Source organism: Aerococcus agrisoli (assembly GCF_003797145.1).
Classification (GTDB): domain Bacteria; phylum Bacillota; class Bacilli; order Lactobacillales; family Aerococcaceae; genus Aerococcus; species Aerococcus agrisoli.
Genome location: NZ_RKMG01000008.1, coordinates 52,930 through 72,534 on the forward strand (window position 1 = coordinate 52,930; position 19,605 = coordinate 72,534).

15 protein-coding genes are annotated in these 19,605 nt (G+C 39.1%); 2 read left to right on the forward strand and 13 right to left on the reverse strand.

The genetic code is table 11. The features are described from left to right. Window positions 1-5: 5 nt before the first annotated feature. The 7 genes from EF384_RS03855 to EF384_RS03885 all read right to left on the reverse strand — a co-directional run bounded on the left by EF384_RS03855 (window position 6) and on the right by EF384_RS03885 (window position 8,425). A complete protein-coding gene (locus EF384_RS03855) occupies window positions 6-1,319 on the reverse strand; it encodes a homoserine dehydrogenase (protein WP_123779672.1) in 1,314 nt (437 codons plus the stop codon). A gap of 49 nt (window positions 1,320-1,368) precedes the next feature. Beyond that, window positions 1,369-2,931, reverse strand: a complete 1,563-nt coding sequence (locus EF384_RS03860) for a Mur ligase family protein (RefSeq protein WP_123779673.1) — start codon at window positions 2,929-2,931, stop codon at window positions 1,369-1,371. Window positions 2,932-3,078: 147 nt separating this feature from the next. After that, window positions 3,079-3,306 (reverse strand): YkuJ family protein, encoded by a 228-nt coding sequence (locus EF384_RS03865; protein ID WP_094518370.1) that lies wholly within the window; start codon window positions 3,304-3,306, stop codon window positions 3,079-3,081. A 143-nt stretch (window positions 3,307-3,449) separates the two neighbouring features. After that, on the reverse strand, window positions 3,450-4,712 hold the full coding sequence (locus tag EF384_RS03870; RefSeq protein ID WP_123779674.1) for a glycosyltransferase: 1,263 nt from the start codon (window positions 4,710-4,712) through the stop codon (window positions 3,450-3,452). Window positions 4,713-5,180: 468 nt separating this feature from the next. Then, the gene (locus tag EF384_RS03875) at window positions 5,181-6,140 is read right to left on the reverse strand and encodes a zinc-binding dehydrogenase (protein ID WP_123779675.1); all 960 of its coding nucleotides are present in this window, start codon (window positions 6,138-6,140) and stop codon (window positions 5,181-5,183) included. Between the two features lie 283 nt (window positions 6,141-6,423). Then, window positions 6,424-8,157 carry a phosphoenolpyruvate--protein phosphotransferase gene (ptsP, locus tag EF384_RS03880; RefSeq protein ID WP_123779676.1) on the reverse strand — a complete coding sequence of 578 codons (1,734 nt, stop codon included), beginning with the start codon at window positions 8,155-8,157 and terminating at the stop codon, window positions 6,424-6,426. A 1-nt stretch (window position 8,158) separates the two neighbouring features. Continuing rightward, complete coding sequence (locus EF384_RS03885) at window positions 8,159-8,425, reverse strand: phosphocarrier protein HPr (protein ID WP_094518372.1); 267 nt, start codon at window positions 8,423-8,425, stop codon at window positions 8,159-8,161. 303 nt (window positions 8,426-8,728) lie between these two features. Between EF384_RS03885 and EF384_RS03890 the strand changes: the two genes are divergently transcribed. After that, window positions 8,729-10,969 carry an ATP-dependent Clp protease ATP-binding subunit gene (locus tag EF384_RS03890; RefSeq protein WP_123779677.1) on the forward strand — a complete coding sequence of 747 codons (2,241 nt, stop codon included), beginning with the start codon at window positions 8,729-8,731 and terminating at the stop codon, window positions 10,967-10,969. A 799-nt stretch (window positions 10,970-11,768) separates the two neighbouring features. Here the strand turns inward: EF384_RS03890 and EF384_RS03895 are convergent. Then, a complete protein-coding gene (locus EF384_RS03895) occupies window positions 11,769-13,352 on the reverse strand; it encodes a peptide chain release factor 3 (RefSeq protein ID WP_199729709.1) in 1,584 nt (527 codons plus the stop codon). A 232-nt stretch (window positions 13,353-13,584) separates the two neighbouring features. On the opposite strand from EF384_RS03895, the gene EF384_RS03900 reads away from it, so the two are divergent. After that, a complete protein-coding gene (locus tag EF384_RS03900; RefSeq protein ID WP_123779679.1) occupies window positions 13,585-14,046 on the forward strand; it encodes a GNAT family N-acetyltransferase in 462 nt (153 codons plus the stop codon). Between the two features lie 95 nt (window positions 14,047-14,141). On the opposite strand, the gene yghU is transcribed toward EF384_RS03900, so the two are convergent. From yghU to EF384_RS03925, 5 genes are all read right to left on the reverse strand, one after another. Next, a complete protein-coding gene (gene yghU, locus EF384_RS03905) occupies window positions 14,142-14,936 on the reverse strand; it encodes a glutathione-dependent disulfide-bond oxidoreductase (protein WP_123779680.1) in 795 nt (264 codons plus the stop codon). A gap of 291 nt (window positions 14,937-15,227) precedes the next feature. After that, window positions 15,228-15,719 (reverse strand): redoxin family protein, encoded by a 492-nt coding sequence (locus EF384_RS03910; protein ID WP_123779681.1) that lies wholly within the window; start codon window positions 15,717-15,719, stop codon window positions 15,228-15,230. Window positions 15,720-15,809: 90 nt separating this feature from the next. Further along, entirely contained in the window at window positions 15,810-16,751 is a 942-nt protein-coding gene (gene metA / locus EF384_RS03915; RefSeq protein ID WP_123779682.1) for a homoserine O-acetyltransferase MetA, read from the reverse strand. A gap of 463 nt (window positions 16,752-17,214) precedes the next feature. Then, entirely contained in the window at window positions 17,215-18,648 is a 1,434-nt protein-coding gene (mgtE, locus tag EF384_RS03920; RefSeq protein WP_123779683.1) for a magnesium transporter, read from the reverse strand. 61 nt (window positions 18,649-18,709) lie between these two features. Further along, complete coding sequence (locus tag EF384_RS03925; RefSeq protein WP_199729710.1) at window positions 18,710-19,591, reverse strand: RluA family pseudouridine synthase; 882 nt, start codon at window positions 19,589-19,591, stop codon at window positions 18,710-18,712. Between the last annotated feature and the right edge of the window lie 14 nt (window positions 19,592-19,605).

Sequence of the window (19,605 nt, forward strand, 5' to 3'; positions counted from 1 at the left end):
CCCACCTACTTTGCATCTGCCATGACAGCATAGTAAGATACCAATGATAATTCATCACTATTTTGGGTTGCACTTTGAATTTGGGCTAATTGTGCTTGAGACATTTCATGCGTTACCACAACGATTTCCGCATTATGGGCTTCGTGTTTTGGTTCTTGGAAGACTTTGTCTAAACTTACTTTGGCGTCATCAAAAATTTTGACTAATTTCAAGAATTGACCTTGTTTGTCTTCCGTCACAAAATGGAAGAAGCCAACCGATTCAATATTTTCTGCTTCACGCCATGTTGCCTCTTGGCTGTAATTCGCAAAGGCATGACCAGTAGTTTGCGTTTCAATATGTTGACCAATCGCCATAATATCTGAAACAACCATAGCCCCAGTTGGTAATTCACCCGCACCTGGACCATAGAACATCATTTCACCAGTTGCCGCACCAGACGTAAAGACTGCATTCATTTCGTTACGAACCGTTGATAATGGATGTGTCTTCGGTACTAAAGTTGGGGCAACTGACGCATATACTGTGCCGTCTTTAAATGATGCAGTACCAATTAATTTAATCACATAACCTAATTGGTCAGCGACCTGAATATCACGTGATTTGACGTGACGAATACCCTTCACAGGAATCTTGTCTAAGTCGACTGATACACCGAAGGCCATTTTAGTTAAAATAACCATTTTACGCGCAGCATCAAAACCATCCACATCACCAGATGGATCCGCTTCGGCTAAACCTAAAGCTTGTGCCTCAGCCAATACTTCATCAAAATTACGTTCTTGTTCATACATTTTGGTCAAAATGTAATTCGTTGTCCCATTGACAATCCCTGAAACAGACGACAATTTATCAGACGCTAATGACGTACGTAAACTATTCAAGATTGGAATCCCGCCAGCAACGGCTGCTTCATAAAGGAAGTCTAATTGATTAGCGGCTGCATATTGAATTAATTTTTGACCACGTTCGATAGCAATTAAGTCTTTGTTAGCAGTAACAATGTGTTTACCTGCACGCAAGGCTGCTTCAATGCAATCCGCAGCAAAGCTAGTGCCACCCATTACTTCTACGACGATATCGATTTCTGGGTCATTGATGACATCGTTAAAATCTGTCGTTAAGGTGATTTCTTCCGGTAATCCTGGATGTTTCGCACGAGATTTTTCAATATCGCGCACAAAAATCTTCGCTACTTTGTAAGAAATGCCTTCTGTATCCGACATTTTTTGGGCATGGTCGTGCATAATTTTTGCCACACCGCCACCAACTGTTCCTAAGCCTAATAATCCAACCTTTATTTCTTTCAAGTTCGTCACCTCTTCTGATTATTCTCTTTCGTTTACTTACCTAACTTTCGAGATTCTCTCATTTCTTTTTAATAATATCCATTTTACCTGTAAATTCATAAAAAGCAATTAATTGTTGCACGTACTCATAATCTGGCACATAGACTTCGTTTCGTCCCTTAATTTTAATCGTTGCTTCTGACCCTTTACCTGCCACAATAATCGTTGTAGCCTTACCTGTAGCCATCGTATCCTGGTAGGCTGTGTAAATGGCACCCGTACGGTCCATTTGACGACGAACATTCGCATTGGGATTCACTTCGCGAATACCTGCCTCGATTTCATCCATAATCTTGTAGGGATCTTCAAAGTTAGGATCATCACTAGTAAGATAAATTTCATCTGTATTCAATCCCGCAACATGTCCCATATCAGGTCGACGGTTTTCAGCTTTTCCTCCTGCTGACCCAAAGACAATTCGAATATCATTGTCGGGAGCCATTTCCTTCACTGAAGAAAATAGCTCTTCGAAAGAAATTTTATTGTGGGCAAAATCTATGACAAAGGTGATGTTGCCGTCACTTGTTTTATACACATCCATACGACCTTCGCTGGTTGCTTGCGCCAAGGCTGTTTGTATTGTTGACCAGGCAATGTTATTTTCACGGGCAATTGCTGCAGCTACTAAAGCGTTGTTGACATTAAAATGACCTAGAACATTCAAAGTCATTGGTATTACTTCACCAGCGTTGTGCACGATGAAGTTTTGTTGACTATCATTGAAAGTTAATTGGTTGGCAAAATAATCTGCACCCGGATTTTTACGGCTAACAGTCACAATTTTTTCGATATTCGTTGCTGCTTGTGCTGCTGCTAGTATTTCATCGAAGTGGTCAGTGTCTTCGTTTAATACGGCAACACGTCCATGTTCAAAAATACGTAATTTACTGTGGAAATAATCCTCAAAAGTCGGATGCTCTACAGGTGAAATATGATCCGGTGAAATATTTAAGAAAGCCACGATATCCATGCCGACACCATCAACTCGGTTATATTTGAGAGCCTGACTAGAAACTTCCATCGTTGCACGAGTCACGTTATGATCGCGCATAGTTGCCAGCATGCGGTACAGGTCCATAGCTTCAGGGGTAGTTAACGAAGATACCTCTTTGGTCACACCATCGTAATTGAACGTAGAAGAGATAAAACCAGGTTGTGGTGCATTCTTTTCATGGCTATCTTGGCTCAAAATTTGATTTACAAAACCAGCAGTTGTTGTTTTGCCTTTGGTACCCGTAATCCCTGAAATAGATACGGTTTGCCAAGGTGCTTGGTAGAATTCATTGGCCAAAATAGGCATTGCTTGGCGAATATTACTTACAACAATACCTGGCACATCTACTTGAAAAGCTTGCTCAGATACATAGGCAACCGCACCTTTTTCAATTGCATCCACTAAATACGCTTCTTTAAAGGCTAGACCTTTGCAGACAAAAAGAGTCCCTGGCACTACCTCGCGTGAATCAAAGGTGATTTGGCCAACCTCAATTCCTGCTGCCCGTTCGCCATTGATGATTTGTATGTCGTCTGCTTGAGACTTGAAAAAAGCAATAATTGCTTCTAAATTCATTGAATCTGACATCTTAAACTCCCTTTTCTTGTGAAATCTGTAAAATAAAAAAGGGTCGTGATGCCACGACCCTCTATACGACACAGAATGTCTGCCATATTGGTGTACGATAAGTATACTTACCTGAACTTATCTCATTTCCTAAATAAATAAAATTTATTATTGGATTAATTCGTAAATTTCCATTGCGACTAAGTCGATGTCGTCAAATTGGAAAGTTTCATTGATCGTTAAGTCTTCTAATTCAAAACTTTCAGATTCTTTATTGTATCGAACGATACATTTTTCAACGCCCTCTTTTTCAAAACGACGTACTTCGATTTCTGAGTCATCTGAAAGCATGGCTTTCAAACGCGTAATGATTGCTTCTAATCGAGATGATTGCATAATAATCTCCTTTCGCCTTCTTATCTTTGTCATTTTAACACTCTTTGCATGAATAAAAAACCCAAAATTGGATAAGAATGCAATTAATTTTCATAAAAAACCATGATTTGCCTAATTTATAGAGGTTCTAGAAACAGATTTCCCTATTCGTCTCCTTTTCGACGAATGTTTAAGGCCGAAAGATATTTTTTTGGCCATTTCAAAGGTTTATATAATTCATCGAATGTTGTTGATAAATGCATGCTACTACTCAAGAAACTACGTTTATTTTCTGTTTTTTCTTCAATCATAAATTCGTAAATGTGATACAAATCCTCATAAAAGGCATCGGCTGATACTTCATAGATCAATTCATCTAAACTTTTATCATAGATGTCTTTTTCTTTATGCACTTTTACGACAGCCTGTGGAAAATCAGCCACTTCATCTAGCAAATGTCCAAATGGTGCTGTTTCTTCCAGTGAAGCCAAATATGGTGTTTTCATTGCAATCACAGGCAAATGATTGGTGATAGCCTCAATAAATGTCAGGCCCTGTGTTTCAGACGTCGATAAATTCACGTATACGTCGGCTGCTTGGTAGAATTCATTCACATGGTCATGATCGACAAATCCTGGAAAAATGATTTTATCTTCTAAGCCAAGTTCCGCAGTTAATTCTTTCAGTTCCTCAAGTTGAGGACCATCGCCTGCCAACATCAATTTGACGTTGGGAATGTGCGTTAAAACGCTTGGTAATTGTTTGATAATGGCGATTAAATTCTTCTCTTCCGCAATCCGGTTGATGGATAAGAGTAAATACTCATCTGGATGAATACCCCATCTTTCTCGGACAGAAGCCAAGGTGTCACTGTCTATTTTTTTCGGTACCTTAACCCCCGTTGCTAGAACGTGGATGGGTTTTCTAATTTGGTAATCCACCAAAACTTCCTTCATTTGTTTACTTGGTGAGATGACCAAATCTGCTTGGTCGCAGAAAATTTTGGATAGTTGCACCACCGTCTTACGTGATATCAATTTACCGTTCAATAAATAATGCAGATATTTTTCATACCATGTATGGTAGGTATGGATTAAAGGAATGCGCATATATTTCGATACACTAACCCCCATTAAACCCATGGAAAATTCAGTTTGGGTATGCACGACATCGATTTTAAGCTCTCGACATTTTCGGTAAATGGCACCAAAGAAAGGCACCGCTACCCGTCTATCTTTGAAAAAGATAAAGGGCACAGATTCATAGCGAAATACATTATGTTCCACACCGGTTACTTTTGGATCGGAGGTGGTAAAGATATAGACATTATGCCCATTCTCTTCAAAGGTCTCTTTTAATGTTTGGATTGAGGTAGCGACACCACTCACTTGTGGGAAGTAGGTATCGGTAAAGATTGCTATATTCATCTGAACACTCCCTAAATGCTACTGTTTCTTATTATACCTATCCTAACACATTATGGGAGGAGACTAGTATTCAAATGTCTAAAATTTTTCATAAATTATTCAAGTATTTTTATCCAAAATGTAAGGCTTATCTCCCTAATAATTTTTCTATCCATGAAAAATAAAAGTATATTTTTGTCTGATACAACAAAAAGAGGCTGGAACAAAAAATTGAAATCAAAGATTTTCCGTCCTTACAGTGTACGTTCCTTGTGAGCCGTGGGACCATTGAAAGCCAAGGTCACTCGATTTCATCCTCTTTCACGGCTAAAGAACTAGACTTTCAGTCCTTTAACCTGTGCCCATGATAGATTTCAATCAAATTTTATATGAATTTTTCAAAGTAAAAGGCGTACACAACTCTTTTTAAGAATTGTGTACGCCATTTTAGAGGACTTTTGTCTCATCCTCTTGTATATATTTTTTTGACTAAGCTTCGTCAGGATAGATTGCCACAAGACGTCCTTGAACTTTCCCGTCTTCTAATTCCTTAATAGCTTCAGGGATATTTTCAAATGTTGTTTCATGTAACTTAGGTGTCAAACGACCATCTTTCATTAATTCATAGATGGCAGCGATATCTTCTTTATCGCCACCTACTGAAGATAATAATTTTTTATTTTTGGTGATAAAATCGGTAACATCTATCGTTGTATATAGTTTACCCATACCAACCAAGACTACCGTACCACCAGGACGAACAGTTTTTAAAGCCTCTGATGTAGTAATATCAAAACCTGCAAAATCCACAACTAAATCTAATCCTACTTCCGCCAATTCAGTAATATTTGATACCACATCTTTGGCCCCAATTTCACGCGCTAAGGCTTGCGCTTTATCAGATGTATCTACCGCATAAATATCTTCAATACCTTCTGCTTTGGCTGCTTGTAAAGCAAATTGACCTAATCCTCCGATACCGATTAAGGCAATTTTCATACCTGGTTTTGCTTGTCCTGCAGTAAACAATGCGTGATAAGAGGTCATACCAGCATCTGTTGCAGATGCTGCTTCTTTGATTGATAATTCGTCCGGTACATGTACTAAGTCAGATGCAGGTGCATGGATACGTGTACCAAAGCCACCATCATATGCATATCCCGGTGCCATACCGGAAGGACCAGTCGGACAAATTGCCACACGGTCGCCTACTTTAAAATCAACTACTCCTGGACCAACTTCAATAATCGTCCCCGCATTTTCGTGACCCATGATAATAGGCACATTCATAATGCTCATCCATTCTTCACTCTCAAGAGCACCAACATCTGAATGACAGATGCCAACAGCACCGGTTTTGATTACAACATAACCTTCTTGTGCTTTCGGATCCTCTTTTTCAACCATTTGCAATGGTGCGTGTGTCGTAGTAAATTGCCAACCTCTCACGAAAAATCACTCCTTATAAATTTTGTACACCTCAATTATAACGTTAAGCGCTTACATTGTGCAAATATGAACAATATTTAACACTATAATTTGCGTCATAATAATATATTATTTCGCTGCATATACAGGTGTATTGACCTAAATCGTTATTATAATGAATGTTTTCTGTCATTTTTATTTTCTAAAGAATCTTGTATATGGTGATATTGCGTCATTTACACGCAAAAAAGAGCTTGAGTCATTTAAGGCTCAAGCTCTTTCAAATGTTTATTTAGGGAAATGATTATAGTTCAGCTAATTCTGGAACAGCTTCACGGATCATTTCTTCTGCTTCGTCAGATGTAGTTGCTTCGTTCACAACTTTATCAGCTAATGCAGCCATTTTTTCTGAATCAAGTTTAGAAATTAATGAACGGATTTTAAGTACAGATGATGCAGACATTGAGAATTCATCAAGACCCATACCTACTAATAATGGCGCTGCCATTGGTTCCCCAGCAACTTCACCACACATACCAGTCCATTTACCTTCTTTATGACTTGCGTCAATAACGTTCTTGATCAAACGTAATACAGATGGGTTGAATGGTTGGTATAAGTATGAAACGTGTTCGTTCATACGGTCAGCCGCCATTGTATATTGGATCAAGTCGTTAGTACCGATAGAGAAGAAGTCAACTTCCTTAGCAAATTGATCTGCTAATACAGCTGCCGCTGGAATCTCAATCATGATACCTACTTGAATGTTATCCGCAACTTCTACACCTTCAGAAACTAACTTCGCTTTTTCTTCTTCAAAGATTGCTTTCGCAGCTCTGAATTCAGGCAAGTTAGAAATCATTGGGAACATGATACGTAAAGTACCATATACAGAAGCACGTAATAACGCACGCAATTGAACGCGTAATAATTCAGGTTGGTTTAATCCAATACGGATCGCACGGTAACCTAAGAATGGGTTCATTTCTTCAGGTAATTCTAAGTATGGTAAATGTTTGTCTCCACCGATGTCCATAGTACGGACAACAACTGGATGACCTTCCATGCTCTCAAGAACTACTTTGTAAGATTCAAATTGTTCATCTTCTGTTGGCATTTCATCAGAATCCATGTATAAGAATTCTGTACGATATAGTCCGATAGCTTCAGCACCATTGTCATGAACACCAGTTAAATCTTTAGGTGTACCAATGTTCGCAGCTAATTCGAATTTTTTACCATCTTTAGATAAAGTTTCAGCATCTTTCAATTTTTCCCATTCAGCTTTACGCGCTAAGAATGCGTCTAAAGTAGCTTTGTATTCAGCAATTGTTGCGTCATCAGGGTTAATGATTACTTCACCATTTAAACCATCAACGATAACCATGTCACCGTCTTTGATTTCTTTAGATGCAGAACCAGAACCTACAACTGCAGCAATTTCTAATGAACGAGACATAATTGCAGAATGAGATGTACGACCACCGATATCAGTTGCAAAACCTTTTACATAAGTACGATTTAATTGCGCTGTATCACTTGGTGTTAAATCATACGCTACCACAACAACTTCTTCATCGATTGTTGATAAGTCAGGAATACGAACACCTAATAAATGCGCTACTAAACGGTCAGTAACATCTTTGATGTCAGCTGCACGTTCCTGCATATATGGGTTATCTTCCATACCTTTGAAGATATCGATATAGAAATCAGCTGTTTGACGAACTGCTGATTGAGCATTTAAGCCTTCATCATCAATTTTTTGTTCATAAGCTGTTCTCAATTCTGGATCTTCAAGTACCATCAAATGAGCATCAAAAACTTGCGCTTCTTCAGCAGATAATGACTTAGAAGCTACGTCTTTGATTTTTTCGATTTCTACTTTTGAGTCTGCTATAGCGGTTGCTAAGCGTTCTTTTTCTTGTTGTGAATCGTCAGATTTTGAAATTTCAAAACTTAAGTCAGGTTCTTCAACTAAGAACGCTTTAGCGATGGCAATACCATCACTAGCCGCGATTCCTGTTAGTTTTGTCATATTATTCTGATAACCCTTCGTTCTTCATAGTTTCAGCGATTGAAGCGATTGCTTCTGCTTCGTCGTCACCTTCAGCTGTGATTACAACGTCAGAACCTTGACCAACACCTAAAGACATTACACCCATGATTGATTTCAAGTTTACAGATTTACCTTTGTATTCTAAGTTAATATCTGAGTTGAATTTGCTTGCTGCTTGTACTAATAAAGTAGCAGGACGTGCGTGGATACCTGTTTCAGCTGTAATGTTAAATTCTTGTTTTTGCATAATCAAAAATCTCCTTTTAAATGTTTTTTTCTACCTCTAACAATAGTAAGAGCCATTATAGCAAGTCCAATTGTAAAGAGCAATATCACAACCTAGACTATACCATAAAAAGAAAACTCTTTCATTAATAATTTACCAAAAAACTTGGCAATTAACAAGAATTTTCCTATTTTGAGAAAAATTTTAACTTTAGAAGCAAATAGGTTGAAAGTCAAGATTGGTCAGAGTATAATAAGGGGATGGTAAGATAGTTTAATGAAGTATCTACATTTCATCCATCCTATTTAGAAAAGGAGTGTTCATATGCTATGTCAAAACTGCGGCGAACGCGAAGCTGTCATTCATTTGTACGCAAATGTGAATGGTAAACGCCAAGCTGTCAATATATGTCAAAACTGTTACGCAGAATTAGCACAAGGTAATGGTGAGAAAAATATGGATTATAACAACAGTAACAACGATCCATTTGGCGGTTCAGCTTTTAGCGACCTAATCCGTCAAATGCAACAACAACAAATGAATAATTTTAACCAACAAGCTGGCCCACGTGCCCAAGCTGGTAATGGTGGTAATAATAACGATAACACCATTCTAGGTAACTATGGTACCAATTTAACTGACCAAGCACGTGAAGGTTTAATCGACCCTATTATCGGTCGTGACGACGAAATTAAACGTGTCATTGAAATTTTGAATCGTCGTACAAAAAACAATCCTGTATTAATTGGTGAACCAGGTGTTGGTAAAACAGCCGTAGTAGAAGGTCTCGCACAAAAGATTGTTGAAAAATCTGTGCCTGAAAAATTACGCAATAAAGAAGTCATCCAATTAGATGTTGCTTCCTTGGTTCAAGGTACTGGTATTCGTGGTCAGTTCGAAGAAAAAATGCAACAATTGATGAAAGAAGTTCGCGAGAACAAGAATATCATTTTGTTTATCGACGAAATTCATGAAATCGTTGGGGCCGGTTCAACTGAAGGCGGCTCTCTAGACGCTGGTAACATTTTAAAACCAGCCCTAGCCCGAGGCGAATTACAATTAGTTGGGGCAACCACCCTAAACGAATTCCGTAAAATCGAAAAAGACGGTGCCTTAGCTCGTCGTATGCAACAAGTCATGGTCGCTGAACCATCAGTTGAAGAAACCTTAGCAATTATTAAAGGGATTCAAGAAAAATACGAAAACTTCCATAACGTAAAATATACAGACGAAGCAATCGAAGCTACAGTTAAGCTTTCAGACCGTTATATCACCGACCGCCAATTACCTGATAAGGCAATTGACTTGCTCGATGAATCAGGTTCTAAGAAGAACTTGACGATTCCATTCTTAGACAAGGAATCTTTAAAAGGTCAAATTGATGAATTAACCAAACTAAAAGAAATGGCAACGGAAGCTGAAGATTATGAAAAAGCAGCCTACTACCGTGACCAATTAAATAAATATCAAGAAATGTATGACAGCGAAGAAACAGTTGTTGAAAAGACACCTTCAGTTACACTAGCTGATATCCAACAAATCATTGAAACCAAAACAGGTATTCCAGTTTCTGACCTACAAGAATCAGAACAAAATCAATTGATTAATCTTGATGACAACTTGAAAGCACATGTTATTGGTCAAGATGAAGCCGTGGAACAAATCGCCAAAGCCATCCGCCGTAACCGTGTTGGTTTAGGCCGTCAAGATCGCCCTATTGGTTCATTCATGTTTGTTGGTCCTACAGGGGTTGGTAAAACAGAATTGGCTCGTCAATTAGCCATCCAATTATTCGGTCGCAAGGATGCCCTAGTACGCTTCGACATGTCTGAGTACATGGAAAAACATGCCGTGTCTAAATTAATCGGTTCACCTCCAGGATACGTTGGTTACGATGAAGCTGGTCAATTAACAGAACAAGTTCGTCGTCAACCATATTCAATCATCTTGCTAGATGAAGTTGAAAAAGCACATCCAGACGTATTAAATATCTTCCTACAAATTATGGAAGATGGTCGTTTAACAGATGCGCAAGGACGTACTGTTTCATTTAAAGATACATTGATTATCATGACTTCAAACGCTGGTACAGATGGTGTTGAAGCAAGCGTTGGTTTCGGTGCAAGTACACAAGGTAAGAAACAAAATATCCTAAACAAGATTGGTGATTTCTTCAAACCTGAATTCTTAAACCGTTTCGATGCCATTATCGAATTCCAGCCATTAACTAAGAAAGAATTAATCGTGATTGTTGACCTAATGTTGGACAACATGAACGCATTATTGGAAACGCAAGAAATCCATGTCATTGTTGATGACAAAGTGAAAGAACGATTGGTTGAGTTAGGCTACGATCCTAAACTTGGTGCGCGCCCATTAAGACGAGTCATCCAAGCCCAAATCGAAGACCAAGTAGCTGATACCTTCTTAAAAAATCGTGATATCCATGACATTTACTTCACCGTAAACAGTGAAGACGAAATTGTCGTAGACCCATTAGCTTTGGTTGAAGACAACAATGATAACAAAGAAGACAGCGAGCCTGCTGACAATACAGAAGCATAGTGATTTAAACAGTGAAGTGGCTGGGACAAAAATACGGAACCATTAGCGAAGAAGACATGTCCCGTACTTGCTCAGAAAACTGCGATTCTCGAATGAAACTGTCATCCGAGAATTTTTTGGTTTTTTCTCTCGAATAAATGGCTATTGTATAAGAAATGAAATTATTTTATTGAATAGAACCCCATTCGAGATAGATTTTATGCCTTGTACTGAATGAACCGTCATTCAGTAAGAAACATCATTTAAGTATCGAATGAAATTTTATTCGATACAATTTCTCGTTTTTGTGCTGAATCACGCATTATTCAGGAATAATATCGTTCACCATACAGTAAAAGTGGCTGCGACAATTGTTCTAGCCACTTTTTCTTTATTGAAAAACAAGANTCGTTTTTGTGCTGAATCACGCATTATTCAGGAATAATATCGTTCACCATACAGTAAAAGTGGCTGCGACAATTGTTCTAGCCACTTTTTCTTTATTGAAAAACAAGATAATTACAGCGTGTCCTCTATTCAAAACGGGTTTGCAATATCCTATGAAATTGCCACTTATGCCGTAACCCCTAGCAATCTATATCACCCAAAAAAGCAGCCAAGAAGCCTAAACTACTTCTTGACTGCTTTTTATTTTCTTCCACTGGTTGTGCGCTAAACGGTTTTTGTCGCACTCTATTAAAACCTGCTCCAAAAGTGAGATTTGAACTGCGTTTCAGAAAAATCCATCAAACCCATAGTACGAGCTTGATGTTCATTTTCTTCCAACGTTTCAAAGCTAAACCACTTTTGTCACACTCTATTATAATAATGCTTCTAGGTGTACGTCTGGGTATTTGCCTTGGAACCAGTTTACAGCAAAATTATTTTCGAATAGGAAGACTGGTTTACCGTGGATGTCACGACATAACAAGTTACGACTTGATGACATCTTCGGATCCAACTCTTCTTCACTAATCCAACGAGCAATTTTATTCCCCATGCTAGACATTTCTACTTCTGAATTATATTCATTTAGTAAGCGGTATTGGAAAACTTCGAATTGAAGTTGACCAACGGCACCAATGATATATTCTTCTGAATGCCATGTACGGTAAAGTTGGATTGCACCTTCTTGTACCAATTGTTGCATCCCTTTATGGAATGATTTTTGTTTCATGACGTTTTTCGGTGAAACTTTCATGAATAATTCTGGCGTAAATTGAGGAAGTGGTGGAAATTCAACCGCATCTTTACCAGTATAAATCGTATCCCCAATTTGGAAATTTCCTGTATCATAAAGGCCAATAATATCCCCTGCTACAGCTTCTTTGACATTCTCACGGGTATCCGCCATAAACCGAGTTGTATTGTTCAATTTGATTTTCTTATTGGTACGTGTAACTTTTACATCCATACCTTCTTCAAAAGTACCTGAACAGATACGTACAAAGGCAATACGGTCACGGTGACGTGGGTCCATGTTGGCTTGGATTTTGAAGATAAAACCTGATAATTCTTTATCCGTTGGTTCAACTGGATGACCTTCTTCAACTGTTTCAATTTCAGATGGTGCTGGCGCAAAATCGACGAAAGCATCAAGGAAGGTTTGTACACCAAATCCAGTTAAGGCAGAACCAAAGAATACGGGTGTTAATTCACCTTCAGCAATTCGTTCTTCGTCAAATTGGTTACCAGCCTCACGCATTAATTCGGCATTTTCTAAAGTATCCGTGTAAATAGATGATTCCTTAAATTTATATTCGCCATCCACTTCCCCTTCATCATTCAAAGGTAGGAAGTCATTGCCGCCATTTTCTTCAGGATGTGTTAATTCAACTCGTTTGTTGTAAAAGTCGTATAAACCTAGGAATTGTTTCCCCATACCCATTGGCCAGTTCATAGCGTATGCATCAATGTCTAAAACTTCTTCAAGCTCAGCCACTAATTCCATTGGTTCACGACCATCACGGTCTAATTTGTTCATAAATGTAAAAATCGGAATACCACGCATACGACAAACTTGGAATAATTTCTTCGTTTGTGGCTCGATCCCTTTACCAGAGTCAATTACCATTACAGCTGCATCAACAGCCATCAATGTACGGTAGGTATCTTCTGAGAAATCCTCATGTCCTGGTGTATCCACAAGGTTAATTTGGTAGCCATCGTAATCTACTTGCATTACTGATGAAGTAACCGAGATACCACGTTGTTGTTCAATAGCCATCCAGTCAGATTTGGCAAACTTGCCTGATTTTTTCCCTTTAACTGTACCAGCTTGACGAATGGCACCAGAATATAATAATAATTGTTCAGTAATCGTCGTTTTCCCGGCATCCGGGTGACTGATAATTGCAAACGTACGACGTTTGGCAACTTCTTGTGCTAAATTCATATAGTTCATCCTTTTTCTTTTAAATTTTCATATAAAAAACAATTTTTGTTTAATTGTACAAAATCTTCACCGCGTCATCCTTACATGGAACACACGGTAATCAATAAATATGCCATTATATAATACCACATGCACTGGCCAATTTAAAATTTGATTTATGCCCGTCTAATAGATTGTCTATGATATAATGAAATTATCATTTTTAGCACTTATTCATTTTAAACGTTGAAGGAGAAATGGCATGAAAACCGTTTGGACCAATGATATTAATTCGGAGCCCTATAGGGACGCCCTATCGATTAGAAAAGAAGTATTCGTAGAAGAACAAGGTATTAGTCTTGATCGTGAAATCGACAAATATGAAGCTGACTGCCTACACATGGTTGGCTATGATGCAGACAACAAACCTGCTTATACAGCACGTTTGCTTGCATTGACACCTAATACCGTAAAATTACAACGCGTAGCCATTGTGGAAGCATACCGTGGTCAAGGACTAGGTCATGAATTAATGGCCGAAGTTGAAGCCAAAGCTGCCCAAGAAAATTATTCGCAAATTATTCTTGGTGCCCAAAAACAAGTCACTGGCTTTTATGAAGCAATGGGCTATGACATCATGGATACACCAGAGTACCTTGATGCTGGGATCATCCATGTCGACATGCAAAAGAGTCTTAGCTTCACCAACGAATATACGATTTAATTTTGTATCAAAAGCCCACACAACTAGTTAAAACAAAGAAAATCCTGCAAGCACTCGCAAATGAGGCATGCAGGATTTTTTGCTTCTATATAAAATTAGTCAATTGCTTTGTATTCAGCAGCAAGACCCTTTTGCACTGCGGGACGTTCGTTAATACGTTTCGCCCATTCCATTACATTTGTATATGAGTCTACGTCAAGGAATTCTGCAGAACCGGTATACAATTCTCCTAATACTAAACGGCCGTACCATGACCAAATCGCGATATCCGCAATTGTGTAGGTATCCCCTGTAATGAACTCGCGGTCTGCCAAAGTTTTATCTAACAGGTCTAATTGACGTTTTGTTTCCATTGTAAAACGATCAATTGGATACTTCATTTTTTCTGGTGCATAGTTGAAGAAGTGACCAAAACCACCACCAACATATGGGCCAGAACCAATTTGCCAGAACAACCAGTTTAAAGTTTCTGTTCTGCCATGAATATCGGTTGGGATTAAGTGACCAAATTTTTCCGCTAAGTAAAGTAAGATTGAACCAGATTCAAAAATACGTAAAGCTGGCTCTTGGCTTTGATCTACCAAGGCTGGAATTTTAGAGTTGGGGTTAATTTTCACAAAATCAGTCCCGAATTGGTCGCCCTTACCGATATTAATCAAGAACAAATCGTATTCAACTTCAGAAACACCTAAAGCTTTCAACTCTTCTAACATAATTGGAATTTTAATCCCGTTTGGCGTACCTAATGAATACAATTGTAAATCCGCGTCACCAACAGGTAGTGTTTGCTCGAAACGGCTACCCGCTGTAGGTCGGTTGCCACCTAAATTCTTGCTTTCTTCTGCTTCATTTTCCCATGTCCATACTGCTGGTACTGTATATTCGCTCATGTAAACTCTCCTTTAAATGACCCGTTGCAACGGTTTTCTATAGCCTAACTATACCATTTTTACGCGCCCAAAGTTAAACAGTACGGCTTATGTTGAAGTGGTATTTGCTAGTACTTTTTGCAAAAAGACAGTCTCTTGCTAAGCAAAAGCCACCAGGAGTTGGTCAGGTAGAAGCTTGGTCAAGTTGGCCTACACCCACTCACCAACCACTAGTATATCCGCAAAGGCAAAGCCGTCCTTTTCACAAAAAAAAGCCCCAACCGATGCGAGATCAAGTTGGGGACTTTGGGATTATTTGCTTAAGCTATCGGCCAATGAGATCACGGCGTCGTAGTTTGGTTCTTCGCGCATGTCGGGCACGATTTCCATGTATTCAATCTTACCTGTTGCGTCGACTAAGAATACGGTACGGGCTAATTTGTCATTTTCTGCCATTAACAAGCCTGATGCGTCGGCTAAATCATGATTTTCATCTGATAGGTAGACCATGTCTACGTCGTTGGCATGGCACCAGTTGACGATGTCTTCTGGGCTATTGGTTGAAATGGTTAAAATTGGGTATTCTTTTTCTTTAGCAAGTGCTGCAAAGCGGTTGGTTTGGATGTTGCAAGTACGGGTATTGATGTCCGGTACAATACTAATCACGGTTAAACCATTGATATGATCTGCTAATGCTACACTTGTTTTGTCTTTGTCGATTAAGTTTACATCTGGTAGTTGATCGCCAACAGCTAGTTGTTGACCTACTAAATGAATCACTTGGTCGCCTCGTTTAATTTCCATATGACACCTCGTTTAAATTTGTATGTTCCTAGTATACCTCAGTTTTTATGAAAATTAATGAAAAAAGTCCTAAATTGTATTGCCGAACATTTATTTCTCCTCGTCTTCCCATGAGCCATCAATTTGTTCAATTACGAATGGTGTTACTTGGTATACATAGTAGTTTAACCAATTGGCATAAATGGTGTTAGCTGCTGTACGCCATTTTAACTTAGGTGCTTGGCTTGGGTCATCATTTGGATAGTAATTAACTGGCATGTCGATTGGCAAACCTTGATCAACATCACGTTTGTATTCTTTATCCAAGGTTTCTGCATCATATTCTGCATGACCAAAAATGAAGACAAAGCGTGAATCCACGGATTGAGCGATTGCCACACCCGTTTCTTTTGAACCCGCTAAGATTTCTAACTCAGATGAATTTTCAAAAGCCTCTGTTGCGACCGTCGTATGACGTGAATGTGGCATCCAGAAGACTTCATCCATGCCACGAATCAATGACACTTTTTCGTCACGTAATTCTTGTTGGTAGATACCGAAAAGTTTTTTATCAAGTGGTTCTTTATCAATACCATAGTGGTGGTATAGGGCAGCTTGCGCACCCCAACAAATATGTAAAGTTGAGAAAACGTGTTTGTTAGACCATTCCATGATAGAAACGATTTCGTCCCAATAGTTCACTTTTTCAAATGGCATTTTTTCAACTGGCGCACCAGTAATGATCATGCCATCAAAGTAACGGTCCTTAATTTCATCAAAGGTACGGTAGAATTCTTTCAAATGGTGCTCGGAAATATGCGCCGCATGATGAGATTGCATATGAATAAACGTCACATTTACTTGTAGTGGCGAATTACTCAAAAGGCGAAGCAACTGCTCCTCTGTTGCCTCTTTGGTTGGCATCAAGTTCACGATTACCACTTCCAGGGTACGGAAGTCCTGCATAGTCGCGCGACGCTCATCCATGACAAAAATATTCTCTTGGGTTAATCGTTGCAACGCTGGTAAATCTTGAACTACTTTAATTGGCATATCATTTTCCCTCCATTTTCAAAAAACTAGACCTCTAACATCTTTGGGCTTTCCTATAGAAAAAACGCCCCTATAACACATCTCTGCATTATAAGGACGTCTACAACGTGGTACCACCTTACTTCATAGACAATCGCTCGCCTACCTCATTCGTACAAACATACGAAGATAGATTATCGACTATCAACCGCAAGTGCTAAAGTGGACACATTCTACACTTGTCACTCCTAGACCATTTTCAATCGACCGAATTACATCCATTCACACCACCATGGACTCTCTGGGCTAATCAATCAACCTACTTATCTACTCAACGTGGACATTATTTACAATTATATATATCAATTAAATTTGCTCTTTTACTTTATGAAAAAGCTATAAGCAAATATTAAAGCAATCTAATAATTCTGTCAACTGTTACAGTTACTTCCTATTGCAAAAAATACAGGCATCATCAAAAATATTAAGCCAATAAATGTAAGAATTGCGACGCAATCGTAAAGTAAATCAGTACCGAGGTTAAATCGGATAGTGTCGAAATGAATGGCCCTGATGTAACCGCTGGATCCAACCCTAACTTATCCATCAAGATTGGAATCAATGAACCTGCCAAGTTGGCCACTGTAATCGCCGCTAGCATAGAAATTCCAATCACACCACCTAGGATAAAGTTATGTTGCCAAATCCCAACAACTATCATCACCACAAAACCTGTAACCCCACCAGAGATTAAACCAGTCAGGATTTCACGCAAGATCATTGACCCCAAATTCGAATCCTCGTCATCGGGCGTCGCTAGTTTTCGCACAGCAACGGCCAAAGATTGTGTACCGGCGTTCCCTGAAGTACCTGTAATTAAGGTAATAAATAATGACAATGTCGCTACTTCAGAAATCATACCTTCATAATTTGAAATTAATGAAGATGTACCCATACCTAAGAACAATAGGATTATCAACCACGGCAAACGTGATTTTGCAGAAGCCCATGGAGAGGTAAATTGCTCGTCAACGTCAACCCCGGCCAAACCAGAGTAGTCTTGCATCGCTTCGTCATCCAAGACGTCAATAACATCATCAACGGTTACAATCCCGATTAGTTCACCCGTCTCTTCCACAACCGGAACGGCTAGGAAGTCGTAGTCTTGAATGGTACGGGCCACATTAATTTGGTCTTCATTTACATCTACCGAAACTACACGATCAGACATCAATTCGTTGATCATGACATTCCCGTCATTGACAATCAAGTCACGTAAAGATAGTACCCCGACTAGACGGTTATCATCATCTACAACATATAGATAGTAGATTGTTTCAGCATTCGCTGCTTTCGCTCGCAACATGGTCATGGCTGACTTCACGGTTTGATTGGTCGTAATCGACACAAATTCCGTAGTCATGATGGAACCTACTGTCTCGTCAGCATAATGCATCAAGACCTTAATATCATCTGCTGCCGCTTTTGGCATCAAATGCATATAGGTTCTAATTTTTTCAGGTTTCAATTCATTCAGAATATCCACGGCATTATCGGTATACATGAATGACAAGACGTCTGCTGCATAATGATCTTCCATGTCATATAAGAAAGTCAGAATTTGGTCGTGATCATCCTCATCGATAATATCGTAAACCTCAGCCAACTCTTTAGGATCCAGGTAATGATGCACCTTCACACGGTCCGCTGGTTCCAAAGTTAAATAAATTTGGGCTTGGTCATAGGTATGGTTTTTGAAGAATTCCTCTTCAAATGCCTCTTGATCATTATTATGCAGCGCTTCGATAATACTCGCGTATATCTCTTCATCGGTAGGCTGGCTTAGCTCATAGATCTCTACTTCGTCATTTTCTACTTCTTGAATGTCTACATCATATTTTTCTTCATCACGACTCATATTCTCACCTCTATATCTTTTTTGATCTTACACTTTCATTACTTTCCTTCTTTATTATAGCTTACAAAGGCAACCAAGACGAAATATCATCCGGCACTGGCGCCTTAATTTCAATTAACTCACCCGTAAAATGGTGACGAAACTTCAATGATTGACAATGCAAAGCTTGGCGTTGAATGGGATAGGCTAAACTTCCACCATACAAATCGTCACCAATTAAGGGTGCCCCATGAAAGGCAAAATGCACCCGTATTTGGTGCGTCCGTCCCGTATGCAATTGAACTCTGTAAACTTTCACGTCCCCAATCTCTTGGTCTAGCCAAAATTCCGTCAAGGCATCCTGACCAGATTCGTGCACGCGACGTTCCACAATCGAACGTGGACTACGAGCAATTGGATCATCAATGAATCCGTGGTCGCCCTCTTTTACATGATGGTCTGCAAGAGCTAAATACGTCTTTTCTAAACCTTGTTTTTGCATTTGTTGGTCAATCAAACCATGCGCAAAGGCATGTTTGGCAAACAGCATGACCCCACTTGTATCACGGTCCAAACGCGTCACCACATGAATAACCTGGTTTTCATAATCTTGTCTTTGATAATAGGCCTTTAAAATATTGGCCATCGACCCTTGAGGATTATACTGCGACGGAATCGACGTATAGCCCGCCGGTTTGTTGACCGCAATATAATGGTCGTCTTCAAACAGAATATTAATTGGCAGATCAATCGCCTCAATAATCTCCTGTTTTCCTTCACTTGGCAACATAACTGTCACCTTATCGCCTATATTTAGGGGATGGCGTACATTTTGTTCCACGCCATTTACCAAAATTTGTCCCCCATGAAACTTAATCCGGGACAACAATCGTCTAGAAATCCCATGATGTTTCAAAAAGGTTCGCGTCAAAGAAGCCTCCTCAGCTTGCCATTCGAATATCATCATTACAAATACGA